This window comes from Geodermatophilus sp. URMC 62 (assembly GCF_052931475.1).
In genome coordinates this window covers 4263216-4289563 of record NZ_JBRFHY010000001.1, presented here as the reverse complement: position 1 = coordinate 4289563, position 26348 = coordinate 4263216, and the positions used below count along the sequence as shown (strand labels likewise).

Annotated in this window: 23 protein-coding genes; 12 read left to right on the top strand and 11 right to left on the bottom strand. The window is 74.6% G+C overall.

Annotated elements, in window-relative coordinates; translation table 11 throughout:
- Window positions 1-479: 479 nt before the first annotated feature.
- Window positions 480-992 carry a hypothetical protein gene (locus ACU616_RS20815; protein WP_446760319.1) on the bottom strand — a complete coding sequence of 171 codons (513 nt, stop codon included), beginning with the start codon at window positions 990-992 and terminating at the stop codon, window positions 480-482.
- 410 nt (window positions 993-1402) lie between these two features.
- Between ACU616_RS20815 and ACU616_RS20810 the strand changes: the two genes are divergently transcribed.
- Window positions 1403-1945: a cupin domain-containing protein gene (locus ACU616_RS20810; RefSeq protein WP_446760318.1), complete on the top strand. Its 543-nt coding sequence runs from the start codon at window positions 1403-1405 to the stop codon at window positions 1943-1945.
- Between the two features lie 348 nt (window positions 1946-2293).
- Here ACU616_RS20810 and ACU616_RS20805 read toward each other — a convergent pair whose 3' ends face one another.
- Window positions 2294-2458 (bottom strand): hypothetical protein, encoded by a 165-nt coding sequence (locus tag ACU616_RS20805; protein WP_446760317.1) that lies wholly within the window; start codon window positions 2456-2458, stop codon window positions 2294-2296.
- 866 nt (window positions 2459-3324) lie between these two features.
- Window positions 3325-3528 (bottom strand): hypothetical protein, encoded by a 204-nt coding sequence (locus tag ACU616_RS20800; protein WP_446760316.1) that lies wholly within the window; start codon window positions 3526-3528, stop codon window positions 3325-3327.
- Between the two features lie 128 nt (window positions 3529-3656).
- On the opposite strand from ACU616_RS20800, the gene ACU616_RS20795 reads away from it, so the two are divergent.
- Both ACU616_RS20795 and ACU616_RS20790 read left to right on the top strand, forming a co-directional pair.
- Window positions 3657-4034: a nuclear transport factor 2 family protein gene (locus ACU616_RS20795; RefSeq protein ID WP_446760315.1), complete on the top strand. Its 378-nt coding sequence runs from the start codon at window positions 3657-3659 to the stop codon at window positions 4032-4034.
- 133 nt (window positions 4035-4167) lie between these two features.
- Window positions 4168-5160, top strand: coding sequence for a nucleotidyltransferase domain-containing protein (locus ACU616_RS20790; RefSeq protein WP_446760314.1), 993 nt, complete (start codon window positions 4168-4170; stop codon window positions 5158-5160).
- 142 nt (window positions 5161-5302) lie between these two features.
- Here the strand turns inward: ACU616_RS20790 and ACU616_RS20785 are convergent, their stop codons facing one another.
- Both ACU616_RS20785 and ACU616_RS20780 read right to left on the bottom strand, forming a co-directional pair.
- Window positions 5303-9820 carry an HAD-IC family P-type ATPase gene (locus tag ACU616_RS20785; protein ID WP_446760313.1) on the bottom strand — a complete coding sequence of 1506 codons (4518 nt, stop codon included), beginning with the start codon at window positions 9818-9820 and terminating at the stop codon, window positions 5303-5305.
- A gap of 78 nt (window positions 9821-9898) precedes the next feature.
- Window positions 9899-11131, bottom strand: a complete 1233-nt coding sequence (locus ACU616_RS20780; RefSeq protein WP_446760312.1) for a PucR family transcriptional regulator — start codon at window positions 11129-11131, stop codon at window positions 9899-9901.
- A gap of 116 nt (window positions 11132-11247) precedes the next feature.
- Between ACU616_RS20780 and ACU616_RS20775 the strand changes: the two genes are divergently transcribed.
- From ACU616_RS20775 to ACU616_RS20760, 4 genes are read left to right on the top strand one after another with little or no spacing between them, the layout of a single operon-like run.
- Complete coding sequence (locus tag ACU616_RS20775; RefSeq protein ID WP_446760311.1) at window positions 11248-12747, top strand: flavin-containing monooxygenase; 1500 nt, start codon at window positions 11248-11250, stop codon at window positions 12745-12747.
- Window positions 12744-13679, top strand: a complete 936-nt coding sequence (locus ACU616_RS20770; protein WP_446760310.1) for an alpha/beta fold hydrolase — start codon at window positions 12744-12746, stop codon at window positions 13677-13679. The genes ACU616_RS20775 and ACU616_RS20770 overlap by 4 nt, the downstream gene beginning before the upstream one ends.
- Window positions 13676-14545, top strand: a complete 870-nt coding sequence (locus ACU616_RS20765; RefSeq protein WP_446760309.1) for an SDR family NAD(P)-dependent oxidoreductase — start codon at window positions 13676-13678, stop codon at window positions 14543-14545. Before ACU616_RS20770 ends, ACU616_RS20765 begins: the two co-directional genes overlap by 4 nt.
- Window positions 14546-14584: 39 nt before the next feature.
- Entirely contained in the window at window positions 14585-15820 is a 1236-nt protein-coding gene (locus tag ACU616_RS20760) for an AGE family epimerase/isomerase (RefSeq protein WP_446760308.1), read from the top strand.
- Window positions 15821-16112: 292 nt separating this feature from the next.
- Here the strand turns inward: ACU616_RS20760 and ACU616_RS20755 are convergent, their stop codons facing one another.
- Window positions 16113-16562: a DUF6221 family protein gene (locus ACU616_RS20755; protein ID WP_446760307.1), complete on the bottom strand. Its 450-nt coding sequence runs from the start codon at window positions 16560-16562 to the stop codon at window positions 16113-16115.
- Between the two features lie 108 nt (window positions 16563-16670).
- On the opposite strand from ACU616_RS20755, the gene ACU616_RS20750 reads away from it, so the two are divergent.
- Window positions 16671-17303, top strand: a complete 633-nt coding sequence (locus ACU616_RS20750) for a CG0192-related protein (RefSeq protein WP_446760306.1) — start codon at window positions 16671-16673, stop codon at window positions 17301-17303.
- On the opposite strand, the gene ACU616_RS20745 is transcribed toward ACU616_RS20750, so the two are convergent.
- Window positions 17296-18261, bottom strand: a complete 966-nt coding sequence (locus ACU616_RS20745; protein WP_446760305.1) for a 2-hydroxyacid dehydrogenase — start codon at window positions 18259-18261, stop codon at window positions 17296-17298. The genes ACU616_RS20750 and ACU616_RS20745 overlap by 8 nt on opposite strands.
- A gap of 53 nt (window positions 18262-18314) precedes the next feature.
- Here ACU616_RS20745 and ACU616_RS20740 point away from each other — a divergent pair, with 53 nt between their 5' ends.
- Together ACU616_RS20740 and ACU616_RS20735 are read left to right on the top strand one after the other, a co-directional pair.
- On the top strand, window positions 18315-18629 hold the full coding sequence (locus ACU616_RS20740) for a hypothetical protein (RefSeq protein ID WP_446760304.1): 315 nt from the start codon (window positions 18315-18317) through the stop codon (window positions 18627-18629).
- Between the two features lie 136 nt (window positions 18630-18765).
- Window positions 18766-18891, top strand: a complete 126-nt coding sequence (locus tag ACU616_RS20735) for a hypothetical protein (RefSeq protein ID WP_446760303.1) — start codon at window positions 18766-18768, stop codon at window positions 18889-18891.
- A 275-nt stretch (window positions 18892-19166) separates the two neighbouring features.
- Here ACU616_RS20735 and ACU616_RS20730 read toward each other — a convergent pair whose 3' ends face one another.
- Entirely contained in the window at window positions 19167-20006 is an 840-nt protein-coding gene (locus ACU616_RS20730) for a DivIVA domain-containing protein (protein WP_446760302.1), read from the bottom strand.
- Window positions 20003-21142: a globin domain-containing protein gene (locus ACU616_RS20725; RefSeq protein WP_446760301.1), complete on the bottom strand. Its 1140-nt coding sequence runs from the start codon at window positions 21140-21142 to the stop codon at window positions 20003-20005. Before ACU616_RS20725 ends, ACU616_RS20730 begins: the two co-directional genes overlap by 4 nt.
- Window positions 21143-21415: 273 nt before the next feature.
- Between ACU616_RS20725 and ACU616_RS20720 the strand changes: the two genes are divergently transcribed.
- On the top strand, window positions 21416-22378 hold the full coding sequence (locus ACU616_RS20720) for an IS481 family transposase (RefSeq protein ID WP_446760300.1): 963 nt from the start codon (window positions 21416-21418) through the stop codon (window positions 22376-22378).
- Window positions 22379-22391: 13 nt separating this feature from the next.
- Here ACU616_RS20720 and ACU616_RS20715 read toward each other — a convergent pair whose 3' ends face one another.
- Complete coding sequence (locus ACU616_RS20715) at window positions 22392-23315, bottom strand: IS5 family transposase (protein WP_446759551.1); 924 nt, start codon at window positions 23313-23315, stop codon at window positions 22392-22394.
- 137 nt (window positions 23316-23452) lie between these two features.
- Window positions 23453-24328, bottom strand: coding sequence for a transposase (locus tag ACU616_RS20710; protein WP_446757353.1), 876 nt, complete (start codon window positions 24326-24328; stop codon window positions 23453-23455).
- A 166-nt stretch (window positions 24329-24494) separates the two neighbouring features.
- Between ACU616_RS20710 and ACU616_RS20705 the strand changes: the two genes are divergently transcribed.
- Window positions 24495-26057 carry an IS1182 family transposase gene (locus tag ACU616_RS20705; protein ID WP_446760299.1) on the top strand — a complete coding sequence of 521 codons (1563 nt, stop codon included), beginning with the start codon at window positions 24495-24497 and terminating at the stop codon, window positions 26055-26057.
- Window positions 26058-26348: the final 291 nt, after the last annotated feature.

Below are 26348 nucleotides of genomic sequence, written 5' to 3'. Positions count from 1 at the left end.
GCCCCGTCGTCCGTGGAGCCACCAGGCATCGTCCGCTGGCCGCGGCAGCTCCTTCGAGTGGAGGAACGCCGGCATCGACGCGCTGGCCGACGGCGTCAGGTACCTGTGCGGTGTGCAGCTGCAGTCGAGCGGTCGACCTCGTCCGGGCGGACGCCGGGGCTGGGCGTCGACGCTCCCGGTCCTGCTGTTCAGCCTGTACCCGGTCCCGCTCTCGGTCCGCAGTGGGGACTGGTTCTCGGTCGCGCTCCTGGTCACCCTCGACGTCCTCGTGCTCGCCGTGCGCACTGCCGTGACCCGCACACCGGCAGCGCCGCCCGTCAGCGACACCAACGACCCACCGCCACGCGTATCCGGTGGATAGCACCTCGAGCGCGCACGGCCAGCGGCACGCGCGGTCCCGCGCGAAGCAGGCGGATCCTCCGGCAGTCGGCCAGCCTCACGCCCGTCCTCCAGGTCGCTTCCTGTCCCTGAGCGGCCCGCTACGGGACGGTTGGCGGTCCGCTCACGACTGTCGGCTCGACGGTGGCGTCTCGACGTCGGGCCGGTCGACGCATCGCCTCCGCGAGCACGCAGGCCCCGGCTCCGCACGTCAGCAGGCCCGAGGTCGCCTCCCACCACGGCTGGGCGTCCCAGGGACCGATCGCGTAGGTGACGAAGGCGACGAGCGGTGATGCCAGGATCAGCAGCACCGCCGCCGCACCGCTCGCCCAACCGCGGGAGACCACCGCAACGCCCGCGAACAGCAACGGCGGTACCAGAAGCCAGAGCCAGATGGTGACGTTCGAGCCCACGGGGCTGACAACGGTGCCCTCGAGACCCGAACGCAGGGCCGCCAGTCCGACGCCCATCACGATCAACACGGTTGCGAGGAGGGCTACGGCGGAGGGGATCCCCGGCTTTCGTCCGGTCAGAGCCCAGGGCAGGGGAAGCAGAGCGATGGCGAGGACCAGTAGCGACGCACCGGCCAGTTGTGCGGCCACCCCCGCGGGCATCCACGGCTCCTAGGGCGGGAGGAAGTCGTAGAGGTGGTCCATCCGTGTCTCGCACGCCTGGGTCTCCTGGTTCCCGCGCCATGGGCATGCACCGGCCCAGCGCTGCCAGGACGCGGCGTACAACAGGCCCCCGGACGCCATCAGCGTCGTCGCCACCCACACCCGCACGACCCTCAACACCAGGGCTCCCCTCCGCCGCGAAGCGTGCGGCGCCTCGGCAGGAGTGTCCGTACTGAGAACCGGGTCAGGCTCCATCTTCGCCTCAGATCAGGTGTCCGGGAAACCGGGTCAGGCTCCGCACGCCGCGGAGCCGAGGCTTCCGGCCCAGGCCAGACCGGTTGAGCATGGCGGGGTCGGCGTCATGGCCTCGACTGCACCTGCCGACGCCCCGCCGCGCCAGAGGAGGGCCCATGAGTGTTCAGGTACGTCAGGTGATCACCGGTCATGACGCCAACGGCAAGTCGGTCGTCGTGTCCGACGGAGCGACGCCCGCGATCGAGGTGGGAGCCATTCCGGGTGCGCAGTTCTACTTGGTGTGGGGCACCGAGGACGGCGGCACCACGGTCGGCACCAGGGCGCAGGGCGCCCAGGTCCTCCCGTTCTTCCCCGGCTCAGGGGGCACCCGGTTCGTGCTCCTGCGTTTCGCCCCGGACTCCTCTGCTCCGCAATCGATCGCCTCGCCGGACGACCTGTCCGCCGAGCTCGAGGACAAGCTGCCCGGGTTGGTCGGAGCGTTCGAACCCGACAACCCCGGCATGCACACCACTGACACGATCGACTACGGCCTGTGTGTCGAAGGCGAGATGTGGCTCGAACTCGACGACGGCCACGAGGTGCACCTCACCCCCGGCACCTGTGTCGTGCAGCGCGGCACCCGCCACGCGTGGCACAACCGCAGCGACGAGCCAGCGCTGATGGCGTACGTCATCGTCGGCGCTGATCGGGAATCCTGACCCGACGACCGCAGAACGGCTGATCGAGCAGCAGGCGACCGCGCCGGCTCGGCCGCGTCCCTGCGCGGTGTCGATCCACCGCTTCCAGCCTCGTGGGCCGCCGGTCCTGTCGTGTCGCTGCCGGCCCGTGTCTCTCGAGCGGCCCACTGTGGGACACGCTGCAAGCTGCTCGCTCTGAGTCGGCGCCTTCCGCGAGACAGCCGCCCCCGTCTCACGCGAGCTCGCGGACGCGGACGCGACAGGCGCTCTCGCTGAGCGGAACGGTCAGACGCCGGACTCCCGCAGGATCGAGCCGGTGACCGCAGCCTGTACTCCGGGCGGCCACCCAGACCGGCGGGCGGGGCGACCTCAGGCAGGGGCGCCGAGCGGCGGGTGCTCGAGCACGCGTGGCCTGTACTCGGCCAGCAGGATGCGGCCGTCGAAGGTGCGGTGCTCGATCATCTCGAGGGCGACGTCCGGATAGCCGTCGTAGATGCGTTCCTCGCCCGTGGCCCCGGTGATCACCGGGAACATCCCGACCCGGAAGCGGTCGACGAGTCCGGCTCGGACTGAGGAGCCCCGAGCCGTTCTCCTTCATGGCGCGGACCGCCTCGACGGCGTCGTCGCGGACGAGCGTGCAGTTGGCCCACGTCAGTGGCTCCTCGAGTGAGGAGGAGAACACCACCTTGGACGCTCGCGTCAGCTCGTCGACGGACGCCTCTTCCTCGGGCCTGAACCCGTCTTGGCCACTCGGGACGTCGCCCGCGGCGAAGCCCGACATCAGGCGGTAGGTGGTGGCTCCCACCAGGTAGGTGACCTCGGGCTGCTCGCCGAGCCACGCGAGGTACTCCGGCCCCTCGAGGCCCCAGAACCCGGGCCATCCCTCGCCCGATGCGTAGCCGTCGAGGGTGGTGATGAAGTCGACGAGAAGCTCCGACATGGCCGGGTCCTTTCCTCGCGTGTCACGAGCTCGGACCGGCCGTAGGCCATGAACTCATCGGCCGCGCGGTGGGGTGACGAGGAACCCATGACGCTGCAACGTCCCGAGTCCTAGCGGGTAGATCTCGACCTGGAGTGGGTGAGGGTCCGCATCGACGACGACGAGATCCTGGTGTCGTAACACCCTTCTGATCGGCCTCGGATAGCCAGCGTCACGGCACGGAAGACATCTGCGTCACCGACAGCGGCGAGACCATCGTCGTCAGTCGCAACGGGCCTGCTGGTCCGCCTTCTGCGGCGCTGTAACCCGAGGAACGCCGAGCCGCGGCGGTGGCTCCTGGGGGAGCGGCCCAAGCGGAGGTTGTCCCTGAGCGGCCCACTGAGGGACAAGTACGAGATTGCTCGCGGGCTGCCCTTTGCTAGGCGAGCCCCTGACCTGTGGCGGTGCAACCGACACGCCCTCAGTTCTCGTTCGTCCGTGTGCCCTCTTCGTCAGCAGCTTCCTTCTGTGGCCTTACCTTCGCTTCGTCCTCGAGATTGCGCAGGATGTCCTGAACGGACAACTCCGGCGTGCCGGGACCTGCGCGCTTGTAGCGCACGAGCATCAGGGCCGCCCTGAAGCCGCCCTCCGCGGCGAGCTCGGCCGGTGTCTCTGAGTGGCCCACCCAGGGACGCCGCCCCAGCGTTGTCGTCTGTCCCAGTCCAGGGGCGAGTGGGAACTCGGATCTGCCGCCCACTCTGGGAGGACCTGGACCACTTCACGACGGCCGTCGTCGAGCCTGACACTGCTGCCATGACGGAAGCGCGGGTCGGGCTCGAACAACTCGTGGTCGACTTCTTCGGGCGCATGCGGGCGGGTGACCGGGTCGGCGCACGAGCCCTGTGGGGCCCGGACGCCGTCTGGCACATCACCGGCAGCCATCACCTGACGGGTGACTACCAGATCGACGCGTACATGGACCTGCTCGGTGAGTGGTACCGGGACCACCCCGATTACAGGGGCGAGTGGGTCTCGTCCCAGAGCTACGGGGACGACTTCGTCGTGGCCTACGCACGCACGACCGGCGGAGACAAACCGGGAACGGCGACCGCTCTCGCGGTCTATCGAGTCGCGGACGGCCTACTGCAGGAAGGCTGGGCTCTCTTCGCCGATCCGCGCTACCCGGCCTGACGCTCGCAGCGATCCCCCGAGGCGATGGCGTGGTGAGTGGGACCGAGCGCACGGGCGGTGGTGAACGAGGCTGCGTAGTCCCGAGTACGTCAGGACCTCGTGACGCTGCAGCTCGCCGAGTCCGAAGCGCGGAGTGCGGGTGTTCGACGGTTCTGACGTGCAGATCAGTGGGCTGTCCCTGACGCCGCCCTCAGAGCTGTGTCGGATTGCTCAGGCGGCCGCCCCTGAGCGGAACCCTGGTTCATTCTCGGTGCTGCTCGGGCATGGGGTGGCCCAGCGGGTTGGCGAGGATGGCCGGGTGCTCGATGAACAGCGCCTCACGGACCTGGCCAACCGCGTAGCCGAGGTCCCCGGCGTGATCGGCGTGGTACTCGGTGGCAGCCGCGCCCGTGGCGAACACTCCGAGGACTCCGACGTCGACCTCGGCCTCTACTACCGCCCGCCCCTGGACGTCGACGCGCTCGGGGCGCTGGCGCGGGAGGTCGCCGGGCCGGGTGCAGAGGTGACCCGACCCGGGGCCTGGGGGCCGTGGGTGGACGGTGGGGCCTGGTTGCGCATCGACGGCACGCCGGTGGACTGGATCTACCGCGACCTGGACCGGGTGGTGGCGTGCTGGCGCGCAGCCCGGCGGGGTGAGTTCACCTTCAACGCCCAGGTCGGCCACCCGCTGGGCGTGCCGGACTTCACCTACGCCGGAGAGCTCGCGCTCGCCGAGGTGCTGATCGACAGCACCGGAGAACTGACCGCCCTGCGGCAGCAGATGGCCACCTACCCGGTGGCGCTCGCCCAGGCCCTGGCCGCAGGGCTGTGGGAAGCGGGCTTCACGCTCGACATCGCGCGCAAGGCCGTGTCACGGGCAGACACCACCTATGTGGCCGGCTGTCTGTTCCGGGTGGTGCTCCTGTGCGCCCACGCGCTGCACGGGCGGGCCGGGCGGTGGCTGATCAACGAGAAGGGCGCGATCGCCTCGGCCGGGCGCCTGCCCGCAGCACCAGCCGGCTTCACCGCCCGGGCCCACGGCGTGCTGGCCCACCTCGGTGACCGCCCCGACCGACTGAGCGCAGCCATCGCTGCCGCTCAGACGCTGCTCGACGACGTCCGCGCCGTCTGCAACCCGTCCCAGTAGCCGATCCCCTGCGGGAGGGCGAAGGGATGCCCCGGGAGTGCCCTCAGGGACACGGGTGGGAGGGCACGGGATCCGCGGGCACGCCCACGGTGGTGTGCGGTGGCGGCGCGTCCACGGGCGGAAGTGCGCCGCTCCCCACACATCACCCCTGGGCGGGCACCGTCCCGCGGTCCGCGGTCGCACGCCGGATCAGTGCCGGCAGCACCTCCGCGCCGGCCGTGCCCGCCGCGGCCCAACCCAGGACGACCAGCCACGACAGCGGGTCCAGCGGGCTGCAGCCGAAGAACCGGCTCACCCCCGGCGTCTGGACGACGGCGACCAGGGCGAGCAGCGACCCGGCCGCGGTCGCCAGCACCACCGGGCTGCGCCGTCCGGCCCACGCGGTCTGCCCGAGCTGGGTGCTGATGAGCGCGGCGAGCCCCATCGTGCCGGCGCGGCGCCGGCCGGTCAGCCGCCCGGTGGCCCACGCGCCGGTGGCCCCGGCCGCCGTCGCCACCCCGCGGACGGCCACCAGCTGCCGCACCGACGCGGTGAACCCCCGCTGCGGGCCGGCCAGCAGGACCGGCGCCAGCGGGTGCCCGGCGAGCGGGCCGTCGTCCGAGGTGGTGGCCGGGCTGCGCGGCGCGGCGACGGCGACCGCCAGCGCCGGGAACATGTCGGTGAGCAGGTTCACCAGCAGCAGCTGGCGGGTGCCCAGCGGCGCCCGCCCGCCGAACGCGGTGCCGAGCACGGTGAACGACACCTCGCCGGCGTTGCCGCCGACGAGGATGGCCACCGCGTCGCGCACCCGCGACCACAGCGCCCGCCCCTCGGCCACGGCGTCCACCAGCCGGGTGAGGTCGCAGTCGGTGACCACCAGGTCGGCCGCGCTGCGGGCCGCGGGCGACTCCGCGCCGGCCACGCCCACGCCCACGTCGGCCAGCCGGATCGCCGCGGCGTCGTTGACGCCGTCGCCGGTCATCGCCAGCGTCGCCCCCGCGCGGCGCAGCGCACCGACGAGCAGCACCTTCTGCTCCGGGGAGAGCCGGGCGAACACCGCGGCGTCGGCCACCAGGCGGGCCCGCTCGGCCTCCGAGGCGCGCGCCAGCTGCGCGCCGGTGACCACCCGGTCGGCGTCGGGGATCCCCGCCTGCGCCGCGATCGCCGCGGCGGTCTCGGGGTGGTCGCCGGTGGCCACGAGCACCCGCACCCCGGCGGCGCGCAGCTGCTCGACCGCCGCCGCCGAGGAGGGCCGCACCGTGTCGGCCAGGCCCACCAGCCCGCGCAGGGTCAGCCCGTCGGCGGCCGCCTCGAGGTCGTCGGGCCGCCCGTCGACGGCGCGGTCGGCGACGGCGAGCACCCGCAGGCCGGCGCAGGCCAGCTCCTGCACCCGCGCGGCGGCGTCGCCGGCGTCGGCGCACCGGCGCAGCACCACCTCGGGGGCGCCCTTCACCACCAGCCGGCCGGAGCGCAGCGCCGCGGAGAAGCCCCGCCCGGTGGCGAAGGGGACGCTCGCCTCGGCCTCGCCCTCGGCGGCCACGCGGCGCTCGCGGGCGGCGGCCACCACGGCGCGGTCGGTCTCGTGCGCCTCGTCGTCGCCGGCGCCGACGGCCGCCGCGGCCAGGCCCAGCAGGTCGTCGTCGGCCAGGCCGTCGCCGGCGAGCGGGACGAGCCGGACCACCTGCAGCCGGTTCTCCGTCAGCGTGCCGGTCTTGTCGAAGCAGACGGTGTCCACCCGGCCCAGCGCCTCCAGCACCCGGGCGCTGCGGACGACGGCGCCCCGCTTCGACAGCCGCCGGGCGGCGGCCTGCTGGGCGACGGTGGCCACCAGCGGCAGGCCCTCCGGGACGGCGGCGACCGCCACGGCCACGCCGGCGCCGACCGCCTCGCGCAGCGGGCGCCGCCACAGCACGCCGAGCGCGGTGACCGCACCCCCGCCGGCCAGGGTCAGCGGCAGCACCGACCGGGTGAGCTCGGCCAGCCGCGCCTGCACGCCGGCCGGCGGGGCGCCGGTCCCGGCGGCGCGCGCCGCCCGCCCGGCCTGCGTCGCCGACCCGACCGCGACGACGACGGCGCGCCCGCAGCCGGCCACGACCGTCGTCCCGTCGAAGAGCATGCAGCGGCGGTCGGCCACCTCGGCGCCCGGTGTCGCGGGCACCGACTTGGCCACCGCCAGCGACTCGCCGGTCAGGCTGGACTCGTCGACCTCCAGGTCGTCGGCCTCGAGCAGCCGGGCGTCGGCGGCGAGCACGTCGCCGGAGGAGACGGTGACGACGTCGCCGAGCCGCAGCTCGCCGCCGACCACCTCCTCCACGCCGCCGTCGGCCTCCCGGCGCACCCGCACGTCCTGCTCGAGCAGCAACGACTCCAGCGCCGTCTCCGCCCGCATCCGCTGGAAGGCACCCAGCAGCGCGTTGCCCACCGTCACGCTGCCGACCAGGACGGCGTCGGCGCTCTCCCCGAGCACCGCGGTGGCACCCGCGCCGGCACCGAGCACCGGGGTGAGCGGGTCGGCCAGCTCCGCGGAGACGGTGCGCACGAACCGGGCCGGGCCGCGCAGCAGCGCCGCGCCGGGCACCGCCCGCCGCACCCGCGGCCGGGGTGCCTCGGGCAGCGCGGCCAGCCGGCGCACGACGTCGTCGGGGTCGAGCGCGTGCCACGGCGTGTGCACCGACGGGGCGGGATCCGGCCGGCGGGCGACCCGCAGCGCCGTCCACGTGCCGTCGAGGATCGCGGCGACCGTCGCCGTCTTGCCCGGCGTCGTGGCCTTCCGCTGGCCGTACAGCGGCGAGCCGACGGCGGCCAGCAGGGTGCCGAGGACGTTGCCGGTCAGGCCGGTCTGCACCGACCGGCGGCTCACCGCGCGGGCGTCGGCTGTGGCGGCGACGACGCGGCAGACCGTCGCCAGACCCGATCCGGTGAGCAGGTCGGCACCCCAGGCCGGGGTGGCGCCCGTGCCGACCGGCGCCACGCCGACGTCGGCGGCGAGCAGCCCGGCGGGGTCGGCCGCCGAGACCAGCAGCACGCCCCGCCCGTCGGCCTGCAGCCGGCGGACGACGTCGGCCGTCCGCTCCCCCGCCGGCGCGACCTGCCCGGCCATGCCCGCGACCTCCCGGGTGCCGGCGTGCGCGGTGAGCACCAGCAGGTGCCCGGCCGCGGTCGCCGCACCCAGCAGGGCCTCCGCGTGCGGGTCGAGCTCCCGGGCGACGACGACCGTCCCCACCCGGCGTCGGCCCGCCAGTAGCGTCCGCACCTGCGCGCCGGGCGCCTCCGGCGTCTCGCGCGGCGGTCCGAGGCGGGTGCCGCCGTCGGCCCCGTCCGCGCCGAGGAGGCGGGAGGCCGCCGTCCACACCCGCGCGTCGTCCCAGTCCGCGGCCTCCGCGGTGGCCTCCAGCACCACCGGCGGGCCGGTGCACAGCGTGGCGCCGTCGACCACCACGCAGTCGACCCGGTCGAGGCGGCGGTAGACCGACCCGTCCATGGGCACGACCCCGGCGCGGCACATCAGCAGGTCCAGCGTCGCGGCGAAGGACTCCCGCCCCTGCAGCGCGGCCCTGGGGCTGAGCGCCTTGACCAGGTCGGCCGACCGTCCCGGCCGGCGGGTGAGCGCCAGGACGGCGAGCGCGGCGGCCGTCGTCGCCGGGCCCAGCCGCGCCTGGTACCGCTCGAGCACGCCGGGCGGCAGCGGCACCGGGCGCGGACCGACGTCCTCGACCCCGGCGGGCTCGTCGTCGCCGGGGTGGGGCCGGCACAGCTCCTCCTCGCGGCGGCACCAGACCTGCCGCCGGGCCCGCGCCTCCAGCGCCCGCTGCACGGAGGTGACGGCGTTGAGCGCCGGGATCGTGGAGCTCTGGGTGAGCGCGTGCAGCAGCGCGGAGAGCGCGTCGAGGGCCAGGCCGGTGCCGACCCCGCCGATCCGGCGGGTGAGGGCGCGGGTCAGCCAGTCCTGCGCGTCGAGCAGCGGGATGACGAGGGTGGCGTGCCGCGAGAGCGCCGGCACGGGCAGGGCCCGGCCCGCGGCGGCCACGCCGACGGCGAGGAGGTCGACGGAGGCCGACACCAGCGCGGCGAGCACCGGCTCGAGGTCGGCGGGGTGGTCCTCCCGCTCGGGCAGCCCGGCGTCGCCGGCGACCGCCCGGTGCAGCGCGCCGACGGTGTCGACGACGTCGTCCACACCGACCCGCCGCTCGTCGACGGCGACCAGCACCCGGCCGACGACGTCGTTGACCGCCGCCCACCGCACGCCCTCGAGCCGCTCGAGCTGCTCGCGCAGGCTGCGGCCGGCGTCCGGCGGCGCGTCCGGGCCGCGCTCGGGGACCTCGACCTGCACCACGCCGGGAGCGGCCCAGACGCGCGGGGTCCGGCGGGCGCCGGGCGGCTCGAGCATCCCGCGGGCGACGTCGGCCAGCTCCCGGACGTGCCCGCTGGGCATCGGGTCGGCGCCGGTGACCAGCGTGCCGACGGCACGGACGCCCGGCCGGGCCACCGCCCGGGCGAGGGAGACCGACCGGCCGCTGACCGCGGAGGCCAGCTGGGCCGACGTGCGCGTCGAGGCGCCGAGCAGGTCCGCGGTGACCAGGGCGGGCACGGCGGCCAGCGTCGCGCCGGTGACCGCCACGCGGACCGTGGCCGTCACGGCGGCCCGGGCCACCCCGAACCGCGGCAGGAGGCTCATCGTCATCGCCGACCTCCCCCCTCCTCGGGCTCATCGTGGACGGTCCCGTCCGGATGCGCACCCGCTGCCCGCGCGCCGCTCCCGTCAGCCGGCGGCCCCGCGCCAGCGGAGGACCTCCAGCGCCGCGGCGACGCCGAGGACGTCGTCGGCCAGCGGCCGCGGGAGCAGCTCGTCGGCGCGGGTCAGCCGGCGCAGCACGGTGTTGCGGTGGGTGTAGAGCCGGGCGGCCGTGCGCGAGGCGTTGCCCAGCTCGCGCACGTAGGTGAGGACGGTCTCGCGGGTGTCGGCGTCGGCGGTGAGCAGGCCGCCGAGGGTGTCGGCGAGGAACTCGTCGACCGCGGTGGGCTCGCTGGTGAGCAGCGCGACCAGCTGCACGTCCTCGAAGCGGGCCACCTGCTGCGGCGAGGTGAGGCGGGCCAGCATCCGCTGGGTGGTGGCGGCGTCGAGGTGGCTGCGCCGGAAGCCCTCGACGTCGCGCCCCGGCCGGCCGACGGCCACGCGGACGTCGGGGGCGCCGGCCAGCTCGGCGGCGAGGTCGGCCGGGCGGGGCGCGGTGCCGACGGGCAGCCACACCCACAGCGCCGCGGCGCTGGCGACGACGGTGAGCCGGTGCGGGGCGCCGCCGGCCCGCACCGCCGCCTCGGCCGCGGCCTCGAGCTGCTCGGGAGCCGCGCTGCCGGAGCCGCTCCACACGATCGCCGCCGTGTGCGGCCCGGCGAGGCGGTAGCCGAGCTGCGCCTCGGCGCGGGCCCGGCCCAGCGGCGCGCCCTCCAGCAGCAGCGTCACCGCGGCCCGCCGGTCGGCGTGCGCCCCGCGGGTGAGCTCGGCCCGCTCGGCGAGCATCCGCTCCGACACCGCCGCCACGGTGTCGTCGACGAAGGTGCTGATCGACAGCGCCGAGACGTCGAGCAGCTCCCGCAGCTGCCCGGGGTCGCGGGTGAGCCCGAAGCAGATCTCCATCCACCGGCGCCAGGCGACCCCCTGCGCCGTCCGGTAGGCGTCCAGGCCGCTCTGGTCCAGCCCGCGCCGCACCAGGTCGCGCGCGGCCTCGAGCACCTCCGGCCCGAGCGCGACCGGCACCCGGACGGCCGGGTGCTGGACGTTGGCCGCGGCCCAGTGCAGCAGGTTGGCGAGGGTCGACCGACGGGTCGCCGCGGCGAGGACCGGGTCCTCCGCCACCGGCCGCATGCGGCTGCCGCCCAGGGCCGCCGCGTGCACCTCCTCCACCCAGGCGGCGCGCGGGTCCAGCGCCACCTCCGCACCCCGCCGGAACAGCTCGCGCACCGCTGGGGAGACGGCGGGCCAGTCGTCGCTCACGCGGGCAGTGTGCACCACGGCCGGGGGATGCTGGTGCACGTCGTCCTGGCGGTCGGTGACCCCGGCCCGGATCGTGGAAGGCGGTGTCCCTCGCAGTCCCCTCTCCTGGAGCCTCCGTGACCTCTTCCGCGACGCCGGTCGAGCACCTCGACGTCGTCATCGTCGGTGCCGGCATCTCCGGCATCGGTGCCGCCTACTACCTGCAGCGCGACCACCCGCAGCGCTCCTTCGCGCTGCTCGAGGCCCGCGGCACCTCGGGCGGGACGTGGGATCTGTTCCGCTACCCCGGCATCCGGTCGGACTCCGACCTGCACACCTTCGGCTACGAGTTCAAGCCGTGGCGCGACCGGCAGTCCATCGCCGACGCCCCGCGGATCCTGTCCTACCTGCGCGAGACGGTCGCCGAGAACGGCCTGGAGGAGCGGATCCGCCACCACCGCAAGGTGGTCGGCGTCTCCTGGTCCTCGGCCGAGGCCCGCTGGACCGTCGACGTCGAGCACACCGACACCGGCGAGCGGAGCACGCTCACCGCCGGGTGGGTCTTCGTGGCCGGCGGCTACTACCGCTACGACGAGGGCTTCACACCGCACTTCGAGGGCCGCGAGCGCTTCCGCGGCCCGATCGTCCACCCGCAGCACTGGCCGGCCGACCTCGACCACACCGGCAAGCGGGTCCTCGTCATCGGCAGCGGCGCCACCGCCGTCACCCTGGTGCCGGCCATGGCCGGCACCGCCGCGCACGTCACGATGCTGCAGCGGACGCCGAGCTACGTGCTGCCCGTCCCGCGCGAGGACAAGATCGCCCCGCTGCTGCGGAAGTGGTTCGGCGAGGAGCGCGGCTACGCGCTGACCCGCCGCAAGAACATCGCCCAGCAGCGGCTCATCTGGAGCTTCTGCCAGAAGCACCCGAAGGCCGCCCGGAGGCTCATCCGGAAGATCAACACGAAGATGCTGCCCGAGGGCTACGCCGTCGACGAGCACTTCAACCCGCCCTACGACCCGTGGGACCAGCGGATGTGCGCCGTCCCCGACGGCGACCTGTTCCGCGCCATCCGCGCCGGCGACGCCTCGGTGGTCACCGACCGGATCGCCACGTTCACCGAGAACGGCGTGCTGCTGGAGTCCGGCCGCGAGCTGGAGGCCGACGTCATCGTGACGGCGACCGGGCTCAACGTGCAGGCCTTCGGGGGCCTGCGGCCGGTGGTCGACGGCCGGCAGGTCGAGCTGTCGGAGACCGTCGCCTACAAGGGCATGATGCTGTCCGGCGTGCCGAACCTCGCCTTCGCGATCGGCTACACCAACTCCTCCTGGACGCTGAAGGTCGGCCTGCTCTGCGAGCACTTCTGCCGGCTGCTGCGGTACATGGACGAGCACGGCTACGACACCTGCACCCCCGAGCCGGCCGACCCGGACATGCCGACCCGGCCGTTCCTCGACTTCGCCGCCGGCTACATCCAGCGCGCCGTCGACGCCCTGCCCCGCCAGGGCGACCGCATGCCGTGGCTGACCTCCGTGCACTACCACTCCGACGTCAAGCTGCTCCGGGCCGACAGCGTCGCCGACCCCGAGCTCTCCTTCACGCGTGCCGCCGTCCCCGCCGCGGCGGTGTCCGCGTGACCGCGACCGGGCAGGCCTCCGTCGGCGTCGACGAGGACCGGTTCGTCGACCTCCCCGCCGGTCCGCGCCTCTGCCACCGCGTCGACGGCCCGGCCGACGGCGAGCCGCTCGTGCTGATCGCCGGGCTGGGCATCGACCTCACGTCCTGGCCGCAGCCGATGGTCGACGGCCTCGTGGCGCGCGGCTTCCGGGTCGTGCGGTTCGACAACCGCGACGTCGGCCGGTCCAGCTCGATCGGGACGCCGCCGCCGGGTCGGCTGCGGCAGCTGCTCGCCCGCCCGCGGCCCGGCGCCTACGACCTCGCCGACATGGCCGCCGACACCGTCGGGCTGCTCGACGCGCTCGGCCTCGGGCGGGTGCACCTGGTCGGGATGTCGATGGGCGGGATGATCGCGCAGGTGGTCGCGGCGAGGCACCCGGACCGCGTCGCCACCCTGACGTCGATCTTCTCCACCACCGGCTCGCGGCGGGTGGGGCAGCCGGCCCGCTCGACGATCCTCAGGCTGGCCGCCCGGGCCCCGCGCAGCGTGGAGGAGTCGGTGGCCCGGCACCTGGCGATGCTCGGCCACATCGGCTCGACGACGTTCCCGCCCGACGACGAGCTCGAGCGGGCCTGGGCGGCCGGGCTGTGGGAGCGCGGCGGCGGCGCCGTCGCCCGCGCCGGGGTGGCCCGGCAGATCAGCGCCATCCAGGCCTCCGGCGACCGGACCGCCGAACTGCGGCGCATCACCGCCCTGACGCTCGTCGTCCACGGCGACCGCGACCCGATGGTGCACCCGACCGGGGGGCGGGCCACCGCCGACGCCGTCCCCGGCGCGCGGCACGTCGAGATCGCCGGCATGGGCCACCACATCGCGCCGGGCGTCGTCGACCGGCTCGTCGCGCTCGTCACCGACCACGCCCGCACCACCACGACAGGAGCAGCCCGATGAGCAGCGTCCACGGCAAGGTCACGGGCAAGGTCACGGGCAAGGTCGCCGTCGTCACCGGCGCGGGGTCCGGCATCGGCCGGGCGCTGGCCTTCGAGCTGGCCAAGCGGGGGGCGCGGCTGGCGCTCTCCGACGTGGACGAGCTCGGGCTGACCGAGACCGCCGACCGTGCCAAGGCGCTGGGCGCCGAGGTGCACACGGCGCGGCTCGACGTGGGCGACCGCGCCGCCGTCCTCGCCCACGCCGACGCGGTGGCCGGGCACTTCGGCGTCGTGCACCAGGTCTACAACAACGCCGGCATCTCCGGCGGCGGCACGGTGCTCGACAGCGAGTGGGAGGTCTACGACCGGGTGCTGCGGGTGAACCTCTTCGGCGTCATCCACGGCACCAAGGCGTTCCTGCCGCACCTGGTGGCCTCCGGTGACGGGCACGTCGTCAACATCTCCAGCCTCAACGGGTACCTGGCCCAGCCGTCGCTGTCGGCCTACTGCACCAGCAAGTTCGGCGTCCGCGGGTTCACCGAGACGCTGCGCGGCGAGATGCTCGCCGCCGGGCACCCGGTGCAGGTCAGCGTGGTCCACCCCGGCGGGGTCAGGACCGACATCGCCAACGCGTCGCTGCGGCAGGCCGAGGAGCTCGGCCACGAGGTGACCGAGGAGCAGCGCGCGCGGGTCCGGACCTACAACGAGAAGCTGCTGCGGATGCCGGCCGAGCAGGCCGCGACGATCATCGTCGACGGCGTCGAGGCGGGGCGCCCGCGCATCCTCGTGGGCAACGACGCCAAGGTCATCGACCGGCTGGTGCGGCTGTTCCCCCGCCGCTACCCGCGGCTGTTGGTCCGCCTCGAGCGCCGCTTCTCCGGCTCCTGAGGCCCGGGGAGGAGGGCGCGGCCGCGCTACCGTCCGGCCGTGTCCTCCTCCCCTCCCCCGCTGCTCACCGGCGAGCTCGATCGGCTGCTCGCCTTCGCCGCGGGCGCCCGCCGGGACGACGGCGGCTTCGGCTACCTGGCCGCCGACGGGTCGCTCGACCCCACGAAGCCCCGCGAGACCTACGTGACGGCGCGGATGACGCACGTCTTCTCGCTGGCGGTGCTGCTGGGCCGGCCGGGCGCCGCCGACCTGGCCGCGCACGGGGTCGCCGCGCTCACCGGACCGTTCCGCGACGACGCGCACGGCGGCTGGCCGGCCTCCCCCGACGGCGACGACACCAAGGCCGCCTACGTGCACGCCTTCGTCGTCCTCGCCGGGGCGAGCGCGGCGGCCGCCGGCGTGCCGGGCGGCGCGGCCCTGCTGGCCGAGGCCCTGTCCGTGTGGGACGAGCACTTTTGGGACGACGCCGCCGGGATGGCCGTCGAGGAGTGGGACGCCGCCTGGACGACGTGCGCCGACTACCGCGGCGTCAACGCGAACATGCACGGCGTCGAGGCGGCGCTGTCCGCGGCCGACGCGCTGGAGGACGCGCTGGACGACGCGTCCCGGGCCGACGAGCTGCGGCGCCGCGCCCTGCGGGTGGTCGAGCGGGTCGTGCACGGCGAGGCCCGCTCGCGCGACTGGCGGCTCCCCGAGCACTTCGACGCCGCGTGGACCGTGCTGCCCGAGTACAACGCAGACTGCCCCTCCGACCCGTTCCGGCCCTACGGCGTCACGGTGGGCCACCAGCTGGAATGGTCCCGGCTGGCGCTGCACACCCGCGCCGCGCTCGGACCGGCGGCTCCCGAGTGGCTCCTCGCGGACGCCGCGGCCCTCTACGCCGCCGCGGTCGACCGGGGGTGGCGGGCCGACGGGCACGACGGGTTCGTCTACACCCTCGACTGGTCCGACCGCCCCGTCGTCGCCGCCCGCATGCACTGGGTGCTCGCCGAGGCGGTGGGCGCGGCCGCCGTCCTCGCGCGGGTCACCGGCGACCCGCGGTACGACGCCGACCTCCGCCGCTGGGACGAGCACGCCACGCTCTTCCGCGACGACGCCACCGGCAGCTGGCACCACGAGCTGACCCCCGAGGGGCAGGTGGGGACGACGACCTGGTCGGGCAAGCCCGACGCCTACCACGTGGCCCAGGCGCTGCTGCTCCCCCGGCTGCCGGTGCGCGGGAGCGTGGCCGCCGGCGTGCGCGCGGCGCTGGCCGGAGACCAGGCCAGGTCATAGCGGCCGTCGTCGGTATCACGGCCCCGGCGCGGGGATTTCACGGCCACGCCGGGGCCGGTTGGTCCCTGAGTGCCCGCTGGGAGTGGCCTCAACCACACTGTGCAGAGAGATCTGCGCAGAGAAGCTGGCGGGCGGGGCGCACCCGGGGTCGTCCCCGGGGCCCCGCCCGGCCTCAGCATGCGGGTCTCGGAACAGCGCCGCAACAGATGTCTCAGACGTCTACCCCGGTGGGCGCCGCCGGACCGCAGCCGACCCGAGCGAGCGCGGTCGTCGGCTCGTCCGGCGGCACCGGTCAGGGGCGCCACTCCTCCCGGTAGTCGGGGTGGCCGGCATAGGGCAGGGCCAGCAGGGCGAGGGTCAGCGCGGCAAGCTGGTGGACGTCGGTCGGGGTGAGCGGGAAGTCGGGCAGCCCGCCCGGACGGGCACCGAGGAAGGCGGTGTCCGGCCGCACGTCGCGGCATGCCTGCACCATCCACCGCTTGGCGGCGCACTCGTCGAGCACCCGCGCCGGGCCGAAGCGGGCGACGTGCTCGGCGGCCGCGGAGTGCAGGGCGGTCGCGGCGGCCGGACCGGACCCCGACCGCGACGGCGCCCGGTCCGCGAGGTCCCCGGCGCGCGCCGCGCCGAGGCCGTGCTCGTCGGCGGCCCGGGCGGCGATCCGCTTGTCCTCGGCGATGCGGGCCATGACGAACTCGTCCAGCTGCGGCGTCATGTCCGGTGCGAGCCCCGACTCGAACTCCATGCGGGGATCCTCCCGCCGACGAGCCCCCGGGAGGGCACTCCCCGGCACGGGCGACGGCGGCCGCACGGACGCCGGGCCGGGTGGACGCCGGGCCTCTAGCGTCGGCGCATGGCTGTCATCCACCGCGCCGAGCTGTCCCCCTCCAAGATCGAGCTGGTGAGCGGCTGGGTGGGCAGCCGGCCGTGGGGGCGCGGCGCCGGGGCCGACCTGCAGCGGGTGGCGGCCTACCGGTTCGACGACCCGGACGGCGAGGTCGGCATCGAGGCCCACCTGGTCCGCGGCGCCGACGGCCGGCTGCTGCACGTCCCGCTCACCTACCGCGGCGCCCCCGCACCCGGCCAGGAGGCGCACCTCGTCGGCACGCTGCAGCACTCGGTGCTCGGCCGGCGCTGGGTCTACGACGCCTGCGGTGACCCCGTCGCCGTCGCGGCGTACCTGCGCGCCGTCGTCGAGGGCGGCACCGGCGCCGAGGAGCAGGTGGTGACCGACGACGGGTTCGCCCCGCGGGCCACCGACGCCGCCGTCGTCGGCAGCGGCGCGCCGGGCCTGCACCTCGGCCCGCTCGACGGCCTGTCCGTCAGCGACTCCGGCAACGCGACCACCGTCCGCACCGGGCCGCTGACCCTGCTCGTGCACCGGGTGCTCGACCCCGCCGCCGAGGCGGCCGGCGCCGTGCTCACCGGCACCTGGGCCGGGCAGGCCGCCCCCGTCGTCCTGGCGACGGTCCAGCCGCTCACCTGACCGGCGTCAGCGGCGGGCGGCCAGCCAGCACCGCGGCCGCGTTGGCCACCGCCAGCCGGCACATCTGGCTGCGGGTGACCGACGCCGCGCTGCCCAGGTGCGGCGTCAGCACGACCTGCTCGAGCTCGAGCAGCCGCGGGTCGACGGCCGGCTCGTCCTCGAAGACGTCGAGCGCAGCCCCGCCGATGCGCCCCTCCCGCAGCGCGGTCACCAGCGCGCCGGTGTCGACGACGCCGCCGCGCGCGGTGTTCACCAGGAGCGCGTGCGGCTGCATCAGGGCCAGCGTGTCGGTGCCGACGAGGTGCCGGGTCTCCGGCGTGAGCGGGCAGTGCAGCGAGACGACGTCGCTGCGCCGCAGCAGCTCGGGCAGCTCGACGAACTCCGTGGCCGCGCGCTCGTCGTCGTCCAGCTCGGCGCGGGTCGGCGTGGCCACCACCCGCAGGTCGAAGGCCCGTGCCCGGCGGGCGACGGCCCGACCGATGCGGCCGAAGCCGACGATGCCGAGCGTCGCACCGGCCGAGAGGTCGAGCCCGACCATCATCCGCGGGCCCCAGACCCACGGCGTCCCCCGGCGCAGGAACCGGTCGCCCTCGGCGATCCGCCGCGCCGCGGCGAGCACGAGCCCCATCGTGAGGTCGGCGGTGGCCCGGTCCAGCACCCCCGGGGTGTTGGTGACGACGACGCCGCGCGCGCGGGCCGCGTCGACGTCGACGTTGTCGAAGCCCACGGCGGTGTTGGCCACCACCAGCAGCTGCGCCCCGGCCGCGTCGAGGACCGCAGCGTCGACCCGCTCGGTCAGCGTGCAGACGACGGCGGCCGCGCCCGCGACGCCCTCGAGCAGCTCCTCGCGGCCCGGCGGCTCCTCCCGGCCGACCCGCAGCGGGCGGTCGAGGGCGGCCAGCTCGGCCATCGCGTCGTCGGTGAGCAGCCGCGGGACGTAGACGTGCCCGGTGTCCATGGGCGCCATCCTGCCGGGGCGCCGGGCCGGGCCCGGCGGGTGACACTGGGACGGTGACCTCCCCCAGCGACGGCCTGCGGGCGGCGCGGGGTGTCGTCCGCCTGCTCAACACCGCCGGTGGCGGCGTGCTGTGCCTGGCCGGTGCGGTCGACGACGCCGCCGTCGCCTCCTTCCACCGCCGCTACGGCCGCGAGCCGGCGCGGGTCGAAGTCATCGACGCCCGCTCGGTGACCTCGCTGTCCCCGCCGGTGGTCGAGCTGCTGGTCGAGCACCTGGCGGCCGGGTACCGCGCCGGGCGGCCGGTGCTCCTGCGCCGTTCCGTCCCGGTCGCGCAGGCGCTCGCCGCTGCCGCGCCGGGCCCGTGCTGAGCATCACGGGCCTCGTTCACGACGCGTTCACCCACACTCCACCCCGGCGCCACGGGCCTGGTTACCGTGGGAAGAGGCTGCACAGCAGCCGACGGACGACGACGTCCCCTCACGACCGCACACCCGAGGAGACGACATGACCTCCCGTACCACCACCCGCACCCGCACCTGGCTGCGCCGCCTCGACGCCTACACGCTCGAGGTCTTCAACCCCGGCCTGCCCTACCGGCCGCGCCGGGACCGCCTCTCCGCACAGGGCTGACCCCGGCCGGCGAGGGACTTCCACAGGGCCGTACGGCGGCCGCCGCGACCACGTCGCCGTCGACACCCACGGCCACCGAGCACCCCGCACCTCGCGGTGAGCACCCGCTCGAGCCGATCGTCGCTGCGGGCGGTGCTGCCCGCGACGTCGGCCCGGTCGTCGTCCGGACGAGGCGTGGGAGGAGCGGCGTCCGTCTAGTCCCTTCAGCCGGCCACTGCGGTGACCGGGAGGCACGCGGCGAACGGACCCGCGGTGCGGGGCGACCGGGTCCGCGCTCACTGCGTAGTGTGCACGGACCCCTCGGCGCCGCTGGTGCGGCCGTTCTGGCGCAGCGAGTCTTTGCTGAGCAGCACCGCGGCGGCTTCCACCGTCCTCGGCTCCGCCGGGCGAGCCGGCGCGACGGGAGGCGTCCCAGGAGGTGACGGCGCGGCCGCAGACGGTGTTTCACCTGGCTGCGATCCCTGTTGCAGGAGGCGGCCCGGAGTGCCGGCCGGCCCGCCGGGCACGCTGGCCGGGTGCGCGGCACCCCACTGACGCTCGACGTCGTCAAGCAGAGCCTCGAGGTAGGACCGCAGCTGGACGCGGCACGCCTGGCTGAACGCCTGTAGGTAGACCACCTGCTCCTGCAGCTCTGCAGCGGTCCGGGAGTCCCCGGCCGCGCTGTGGGCGGCGCCCTGGACCGAGATGCGCGCGGCCGCCTCCTGAGCCCCCTGGATCATCGCGCCGACCTTCTCGCGGGCCTGCCGCACCTGCTCCTCGTAGTGCTCGCGGGCTTCGGTGGTCATCACCCGGCTGAGGGCCTCGGCCTCGGCCACGTACTGGTCGGCGGTCTGCTGCGCGGCCGCGAGGATGCCCACGGCCTGCGCCGAGGGCGCCTCTGGACGGGACTCGCCGTCGACCCGGGCCTGCAGGGCGTGCACCCGATCGCGCAGCTCGGCCTTTTCTGCGTGCAGCTTGTCCAGCTCCTCCCCGACGCGGTCGAGGAAGCGGTCGACCTCGGTGTCGTCGTACCCGTGGCGGAAGACGGAGGACCGGCTGAACCGCACGTCGCGGACGTCCGCCGGGGTCAGCCGCCGGCCACCGCTCCACGCGGTGGACTCGGTGGTCGTGATCATGAGGTCACCTTTCCCTCGACATCGGGCCCCGGGCGGCTGGGACTGAACACCTCGGAGCGGATGCGGTTGCGGGGCAGACCGTGCTCGAGCAGGCGCCCGACGGTGTCGTCGACCATCGCCGGAGGACCGGCGACGTAGGCCTCCCGGCTCGCCCACGGCCCGGAGCGTGCGACCACGTCGCCGACGTCTCCGTGCGCCAGCCCCGAGTCCCCGTCCTCGGAGACGGCGAGGGTGACGGTGAGCCACGGGTGGTCCTGCTCCAGCCGCGCGAGGTCTGCCCGGTCGTAGAGGTCCTCCTCGAGCCGGGCGCCGACGAAGAGGTCCACCCGCCGTGGCGGGCCGTTGCGGGCGACGTGGTCGACGATCGCCTTGAGCGGCGCCAGTCCCGTCCCGCCCGCCACCAGGAGCAGGTCGCGGTCGGAGTCGGGGTCGAAGCGCAAGGAGTCCACCGGGGGTCCGAGGCGCAGCATGTCCCCGACGTCGACCTGCCGCACCAGCGCGGTGCTGACAGGCCCGCCGGGCTGCGCCCGGGCGTGGATCTCGAGCTCACCGTCGGGCCGTTCGGCGTTGGCCGGCGAGTAGTAGCGCCACAGCCGCGGCCGCCGCTCCGTCTCCAGCGAGATCGACGCTCCCGGGCGGTGGGACAACGGGACCTTGGGTCGCAGGCGCAGGACGGCGGTGTCGACGCTGCGCCGCTCGTGCGCGACGACCTCGGCGTCCCACCAGGGCGGCTGGTCGGCCATCTCCTCGGCGGCCTGGACCATCACCGAGGCAACCAGTTCGTAGGCCGCCGTCCAGTCTGCGGCCAGCGCGTCGTTCCACTCGTCATCGAAGTGCTTCAGGGTGGCCAGCAGGCTCGCTCCCACCGCCGGGTAGTGCTCGGCCACCGTCCCGAACTTGCGGTGGTCGCGGCCCAGCTCCTGCAGGATCGGCACGAGGGAGTCTAGGTCGTCGACCCGTGCCACCACCTCACCGAGGGCGGCGAACAGCCGGTCGCGCTGGTGTGCCATCGAGACCGGGAACATCTGCCGCGTCTCGGGGTGGGCGATGAAAAGGTGCGAGTAGAACCACAGCGGCGCCTCGTCCCCGGCGGCCGCGGCCTTGGCGAAGTTCGCCCGCATCGCGGAGATGTCCACGCTCGCCCCCCCCGTGAGCCGTTGGTCCTCGTCCCGCCGCCGCGTCGTCCCGCCGCGGGCTACCGCTCGGTGAGAACCGCTCCTGGCCGCTGTGCTCGGGGCTCCGACGAGCGGACGACGAGTGGTCCCGGCGCGCACTCTAGCCATGTCCCGCCGGTACCGACTAGGTGTACCCAGCCAGGACGTTGGTGACGGCGGACTGGGCTTGAAGGAAGGAGAACCTCCGAGTGGGGTGTGGCTTGTCGAAGGCCCAGTCCCTGCTCGGAGGTTCTCGTGTCCCACGCTAATGCCCGCACCACCGTGCATGGCCGGCTGCTGATCGTCGAGCGGTGGCGCAACGGCTGGAAGAAGGCGCACATCGCGGCGGCGATGGGGATCTCGCGGAAGTGCGTGCGGACCTGGCTCACCCGCTACGCCGAAGAAGGCGAGGCCGGGTTGGTCGACCGGTCCTCCCGCCCGCACAGCAGCCCGCGGCGCACGGCTGCCGAGGTGGAGGACCGGATCGTCGAGCTGCGTGAACGGGAGCGGCGCGGGCCGGCGTGGATCGGTGCCGAACTCGGGGTGCCGGCGCGCACCGTCTCCCGGGTCCTGGTCCGCCGCGGGCTGCCGCGGCTGGCCGCGCTGGACCCGATGACCGGTCACGTCATCCGCGCCTCCAAGGCCACCGCGGTGCGCTACGAGCGGTCGGCGCCCGGCGAGCGGGTGCACATGGACGTCAAGAAGCTGGCCCGCATCCCCGACGGCGGCTGGCGTGCCCACGGCCGGGCGGCCACCGCCGACCACCGCCACAAGTCGGTGCCGACCGGCTTCGACTACGTGCACTCCCTCCTCGATGACCACTCCCGGCTGGCCTACGCCGAGATCCTCCCCGACGAGAAGGGCGCCACCTGCGCGGCGTTCCTGACCCGCGCGGCGGCCTACTTCGCCGGCCACGGCATCGACCGGATCGAGCGGGTGATGACCGACAACGCCTGGGCCTACAAGTGGTCCCTGCGCGAGGTCATCACCGCACTCGGCGCCCGGCAGAAGTTCATCAAGCCCTACTGCCCCTGGCAGAACGGCAAGGTCGAACGCCTCAACCGCACCCTGGCCACCGAGTGGGCCTACCGGCAGGCCTTCACCAGCAACGCCCAGCGCGCCGCCGCTCTTGCTCCGTGGCTGAAGCACTACAACACTCACCGCCGCCACTCAGCACTCGGCGGGCTCCCACCGATCAGCCGCCTGGCACCAACCTGATGGCCGAGTACAACTAGGCCCTGTTTGAAAGGTCGCGCAGCCAGATGTCGATGTCGCTGATCTGGACGGTGGCCTCGTAGCGGACGGCGAGCTTGTCGTAGCGGGTGGCGAAGCCGCGGTGCTGTTTGTGCAGGTTGATGCCGCATTCGACGGCATGCCGCTGCCGGTAGCGGGCCGGGTCGAACGTCGGCGGTCGACCGCCGACGGAGCCCTTCTTGCGCCGGTTGGCCTGCTGGTCGGCCTTGACCGGGATGGTCGCCGGGATGCCGCGGCGGCGCAGATAGGCGCGGTTGGCCCGGCTGGAGTAGGCCTTGTCGGCCAGCACCCGATCCGGTCGGGTGCGCGGGCGACCCGGACCGGTGCGGTGTGGCACCCGGATCCGCTCGAGCACGGTGGTGAACTGCGGGCTGTCGGCCGCCTGCCCGGGGGTGAGCGCGGTGGCCAGCGTCTTGCGGCCGGCCTCGACGGCCAGGTGCACCTTCGTCGACAAGCCACCGCGGGAGCGGCCCAGCGTGTGATCGGGCGGCTCCCCGGCCGGCGGAGTGCGTTGGGCTTCGGGATGGCGGCGGGCGCCGGCGGCGTGCTGATGCGCCCGGTTGACCGTGGAGTCCACCGACACCACCCACTCGATTCCTCCGGCCTCCTCGCCCAGCGCCCGTAGTCCGGTGAGGATCGCGGGCCATCGGCCGGCCAGCTGCCAGGCGCGGAACAGGCCGTAGATGCTCTGCCAGGTGCCGTAGCGCTCGGGCACGTCCCGCCAGGGACAGCCGGTCCGGGTGCGGAAGCGGATGCCGTCGACGAGCTGGCGCAGGGTCCATTTCCGGGGTCTGCCGGGCTTCCTGCCGACCGGGAGCAGCGACTCCAGCAGCGCGGCGAGGATCGCCCACTGCTCGTCGGTCAGGTCATGGCGGGCACCGGCGGGTAGGGTGCCGTCCACGAGGTCTCCGTGGTGAGGGTCTTCTTGGTCGTTGATCCCTCTACCGGAGACCTCGCCTTTTCTCCGGCACCGACACGCCGCCCCCGGCCCCCGAGCGACTTCTCAAACAGGGCCTAGGGCGCGTTATGTGGGTTGGGTTACGCCAGCCTGAGGTCGGTGGAATGAACGCGTAGCAGGGTGTGCGCGGCGATGGTGGCGGCGGTGCGGGTCAGCAGGCCCCAGAAGGTGTGGGCGCCGTGGCGGGCCAGCTCCATCCGGTCGGTGAGCTCGCCGAAGGTGACCTCGATGTGGTTGCGCCAGCGGGCGATCACCTGGCGCAGGGCGCTGGGCATGTTCGGGCGCTGGGCCTTGGTGGGCGGGGTGAGCACGGCGGTGCCGCGGGCGGCGCAGGCGGCGGTGAAGGCCCGACCGGTGAAGCCCTTGTCGACCAGCAGGTCACGCGGTGCTGGCCCGGCGGCGAGCAGATCGGTCGCGACGTCGCGTTCGTTGACCGCGGCGGGCACGATGCTCCAGGCGCGCACCAGCCGCGATCCCAGATCGGTGCGGACGGCCAGCCGGAAGCCGTAGAACCACTCTCCGTGCGCGCCGTCGCGGCCGAAGCCGGCGACCAGCTCGTGCGGGCCGACCCAGCCATCGGGGCCGCGGACCCGGGAAGGGTGCTTGACCGGCAGCGCGCTGGTGTCGATCTGGGCGCAGTCATCGAGCGGGCACCGGGCCACCAGCGCGGCGCGCAGCTGCTCGAAGGCCGCCCACAGCCAGCGGATGCGCCGGTTGGCCTCCGACTGGTGGGGCAGCCGGGGAAACAGGTGCGCGAAGTCGCGGGCGACCTCGGCGAGGAACCCGGCTTCGCTGCGCCGGCCCAGCAGATGGCGCACCAGCGCGATGGTGAGCAGTTCGGCGTCGCTGCAGGCCGGCGCCGGACCCGGCCGCACCGGAATGGTCACTTCTGCGGCGGCGATGGCGTCGTCGACGAGCACGTAGACGTGGACGAGGAGGTTCTCGGTGGGCAGCATGAGAGGCGCCTCTGCGGACGAGGGGTCTTCGACAACCGCCACGTTCCGCAGAGGCGCCCTCATGTCAAGCCATCAGTTGCCGCGGGCAACCCACATAACGCGCCTAGGAGCCTGCTGAACAAGCAGGGCCTTTTAGCCGGGTCGGCGCGGCGGGACGATCGGGGTCGTGCAGGGGACTTCCCACCCTGAGCATGTGGTGATGGATGCCGAGTCGGTGTCGGGTCACCTATTGCCCTCGGGCAGTGTGTTCGCGTTCTTGGCCGAGCGTCGCCGGGCGCTGTTTCCCGATGCGATGTTCGCCGACCTGTTTCCCTCGCCGCTGGGCCGGCCGAGCGTGCCGGCGGACGTGGTGGCGACGGTGCTGGTGCTGCAGGCGCTGCAGGGGCTCTCGGATCGGGAGGCGGCCGAGGCGCTGACGTTCGATCTGCGGTGGAAGGCCGCGACCGGGTGGCCGATCGCGGCGGCTGGGTTCCACCCGACGGTGTTGACCTACTGGCGGCGGCGGCCGGCCCGTTCGTCCCGGCCGAACCGGGTCTTCGATGCGGTGCGCGAGGTCATCGCGGCCACCGGTGCTCTGGCAGGAAAAATGCGGCGGGCGCTGGACTCCACGGTGCTGGAGGATGCGGTCGCCACGCAGGACACCGTGACCCAGTTGATCGCGGCGATCCGCCGGGTCCGCCGGGAGGTGCCCGGCGCGGCGGAGGTGATCGCCGCGCAGTGCACCGGGCACGACTACGACGACCCGGGAAAGCCGGCGATCGCCTGGGACGACGCGCAGGCTCGTGCGGCGCTGGTCGACGCCCTGGTCGGTGACGCGCACCGGCTGCTGGGGCATCTGCCCGACCAGCAGCTGGGGCCGCCCGCCGCCGAAGCGGTGGCGCTGTTGGCGCTGGTCGCCGGGCAAGACGTCGAGCCGGCCGAGGACAGCGACGGCACCGACGGGCGGTGGCGCATCGCCCACCGGGTGGTCGCCGACCGGGTGATCTCAGTCGTGGACCCCGACGCCCGGCACGCCCACAAGACCGTGGAACGGCGCATCGACGGGTGCAAGGCTCACCTGGTGGCTGAACCAGACACCGGCCTGATCACCAACTGCGCGCTCACCAAGGCCAGCGGCGCGACGACCGGGGACGGGGCCGTCGGTTTGGAGCTGCTCACCGCTGACCCGACGATCGCAGAGCCGGTCGAGGTGCTGGCCGACTCGGCCTACGGCACAGGGGCGATGCTTGCCGGGCTGGCCGCCGCCGGGCACACCGCAGTGATCAAGCCCTGGCCGGTTCGCACGCTGATCGCCGGCGGATTCAGCACCGCTGACTTCCTCGTCGACACCGCCGCCGACACGCTCACCTGCCCCGCCGGACACACCGTGGCCCTCGCCCCGGTCAAGCGCAGCGCCCACTTCGGCGACCGGTGCGCCGACTGCGGCCAGCGCGCTCGCTGCACCACCAGCCCACGCGGGCGCACCGTGGTCCTCAGCGAGCATGACGCCCTCCAACGCGCGCACCGCGCCCGAGCCGCTGACCCCGGCTTCCAGGCCGACTACCGCCGGCACCGGCCGATGATCGAGCGCAGCATCGCCTGGCTGACCCGCGGCAACCGGCGAGTGCCCTACCGCGGAGTGGCCAACAACGACGCCTGGCTGCATCTGCGCGCCGCAGCCCTCAACCTCCGCCGACTGCTCGCCCTCGGACTCACCGACATCAACGGCCACTGGGCACTGGCCCCTTGACCCACCTCATCACCGGCGCCACGGTGAACAGCGGGCAGGGCGACCTCCGTCGCACCCCCGGGTGCTGACACCCACTGCAGCGAGACTGCCGCGAGGCGCCCTGCCCCCTTATTCAGCAGGCTCCTAGGCGTACCGACACCGTTCCGGTCGACGTCTGGAGCCTCTCCTGGCAGGGTCGGTCGCCGCGGAGTGCCGGTCGCGGCCGACTCCACCTCCGGCCTCCCGGGACGGGCGGGCGCGGTCGCGAGGGGCTCCCCGCGGGACGACAAGCGCGGCGTCCATCGACCGTCC

Excerpts from the sequence above, each read along its gene's own strand:
- ACU616_RS20815 (WP_446760319.1), bottom strand. The coding sequence starts at position 992 with ATGCCCGCGGGGGTGGCCGCACAACTGGCCGGTGCGTCGCTACTGGTC.
- ACU616_RS20810 (WP_446760318.1), top strand. The coding sequence starts at position 1,403 with ATGAGTGTTCAGGTACGTCAGGTGATCACCGGTCATGACGCCAACGGC.
- ACU616_RS20805 (WP_446760317.1), bottom strand. The coding sequence starts at position 2,458 with ATGTTCCCGGTGATCACCGGGGCCACGGGCGAGGAACGCATCTACGAC.
- ACU616_RS20795 (WP_446760315.1), top strand. The coding sequence starts at position 3,657 with ATGACGGAAGCGCGGGTCGGGCTCGAACAACTCGTGGTCGACTTCTTC.
- ACU616_RS20785 (WP_446760313.1), bottom strand. The coding sequence starts at position 9,820 with ATGACGATGAGCCTCCTGCCGCGGTTCGGGGTGGCCCGGGCCGCCGTG.
- ACU616_RS20765 (WP_446760309.1), top strand. The coding sequence starts at position 13,676 with ATGAGCAGCGTCCACGGCAAGGTCACGGGCAAGGTCACGGGCAAGGTC.
- ACU616_RS20755 (WP_446760307.1), bottom strand. The coding sequence starts at position 16,562 with ATGGAGTTCGAGTCGGGGCTCGCACCGGACATGACGCCGCAGCTGGAC.
- ACU616_RS20750 (WP_446760306.1), top strand. The coding sequence starts at position 16,671 with ATGGCTGTCATCCACCGCGCCGAGCTGTCCCCCTCCAAGATCGAGCTG.
- ACU616_RS20745 (WP_446760305.1), bottom strand. The coding sequence starts at position 18,261 with ATGGACACCGGGCACGTCTACGTCCCGCGGCTGCTCACCGACGACGCG.
- ACU616_RS20735 (WP_446760303.1), top strand. The coding sequence starts at position 18,766 with ATGACCTCCCGTACCACCACCCGCACCCGCACCTGGCTGCGCCGCCTC.
- ACU616_RS20730 (WP_446760302.1), bottom strand. The coding sequence starts at position 20,006 with ATGATCACGACCACCGAGTCCACCGCGTGGAGCGGTGGCCGGCGGCTG.
- ACU616_RS20710 (WP_446757353.1), bottom strand. The coding sequence starts at position 24,328 with ATGCTGCCCACCGAGAACCTCCTCGTCCACGTCTACGTGCTCGTCGAC.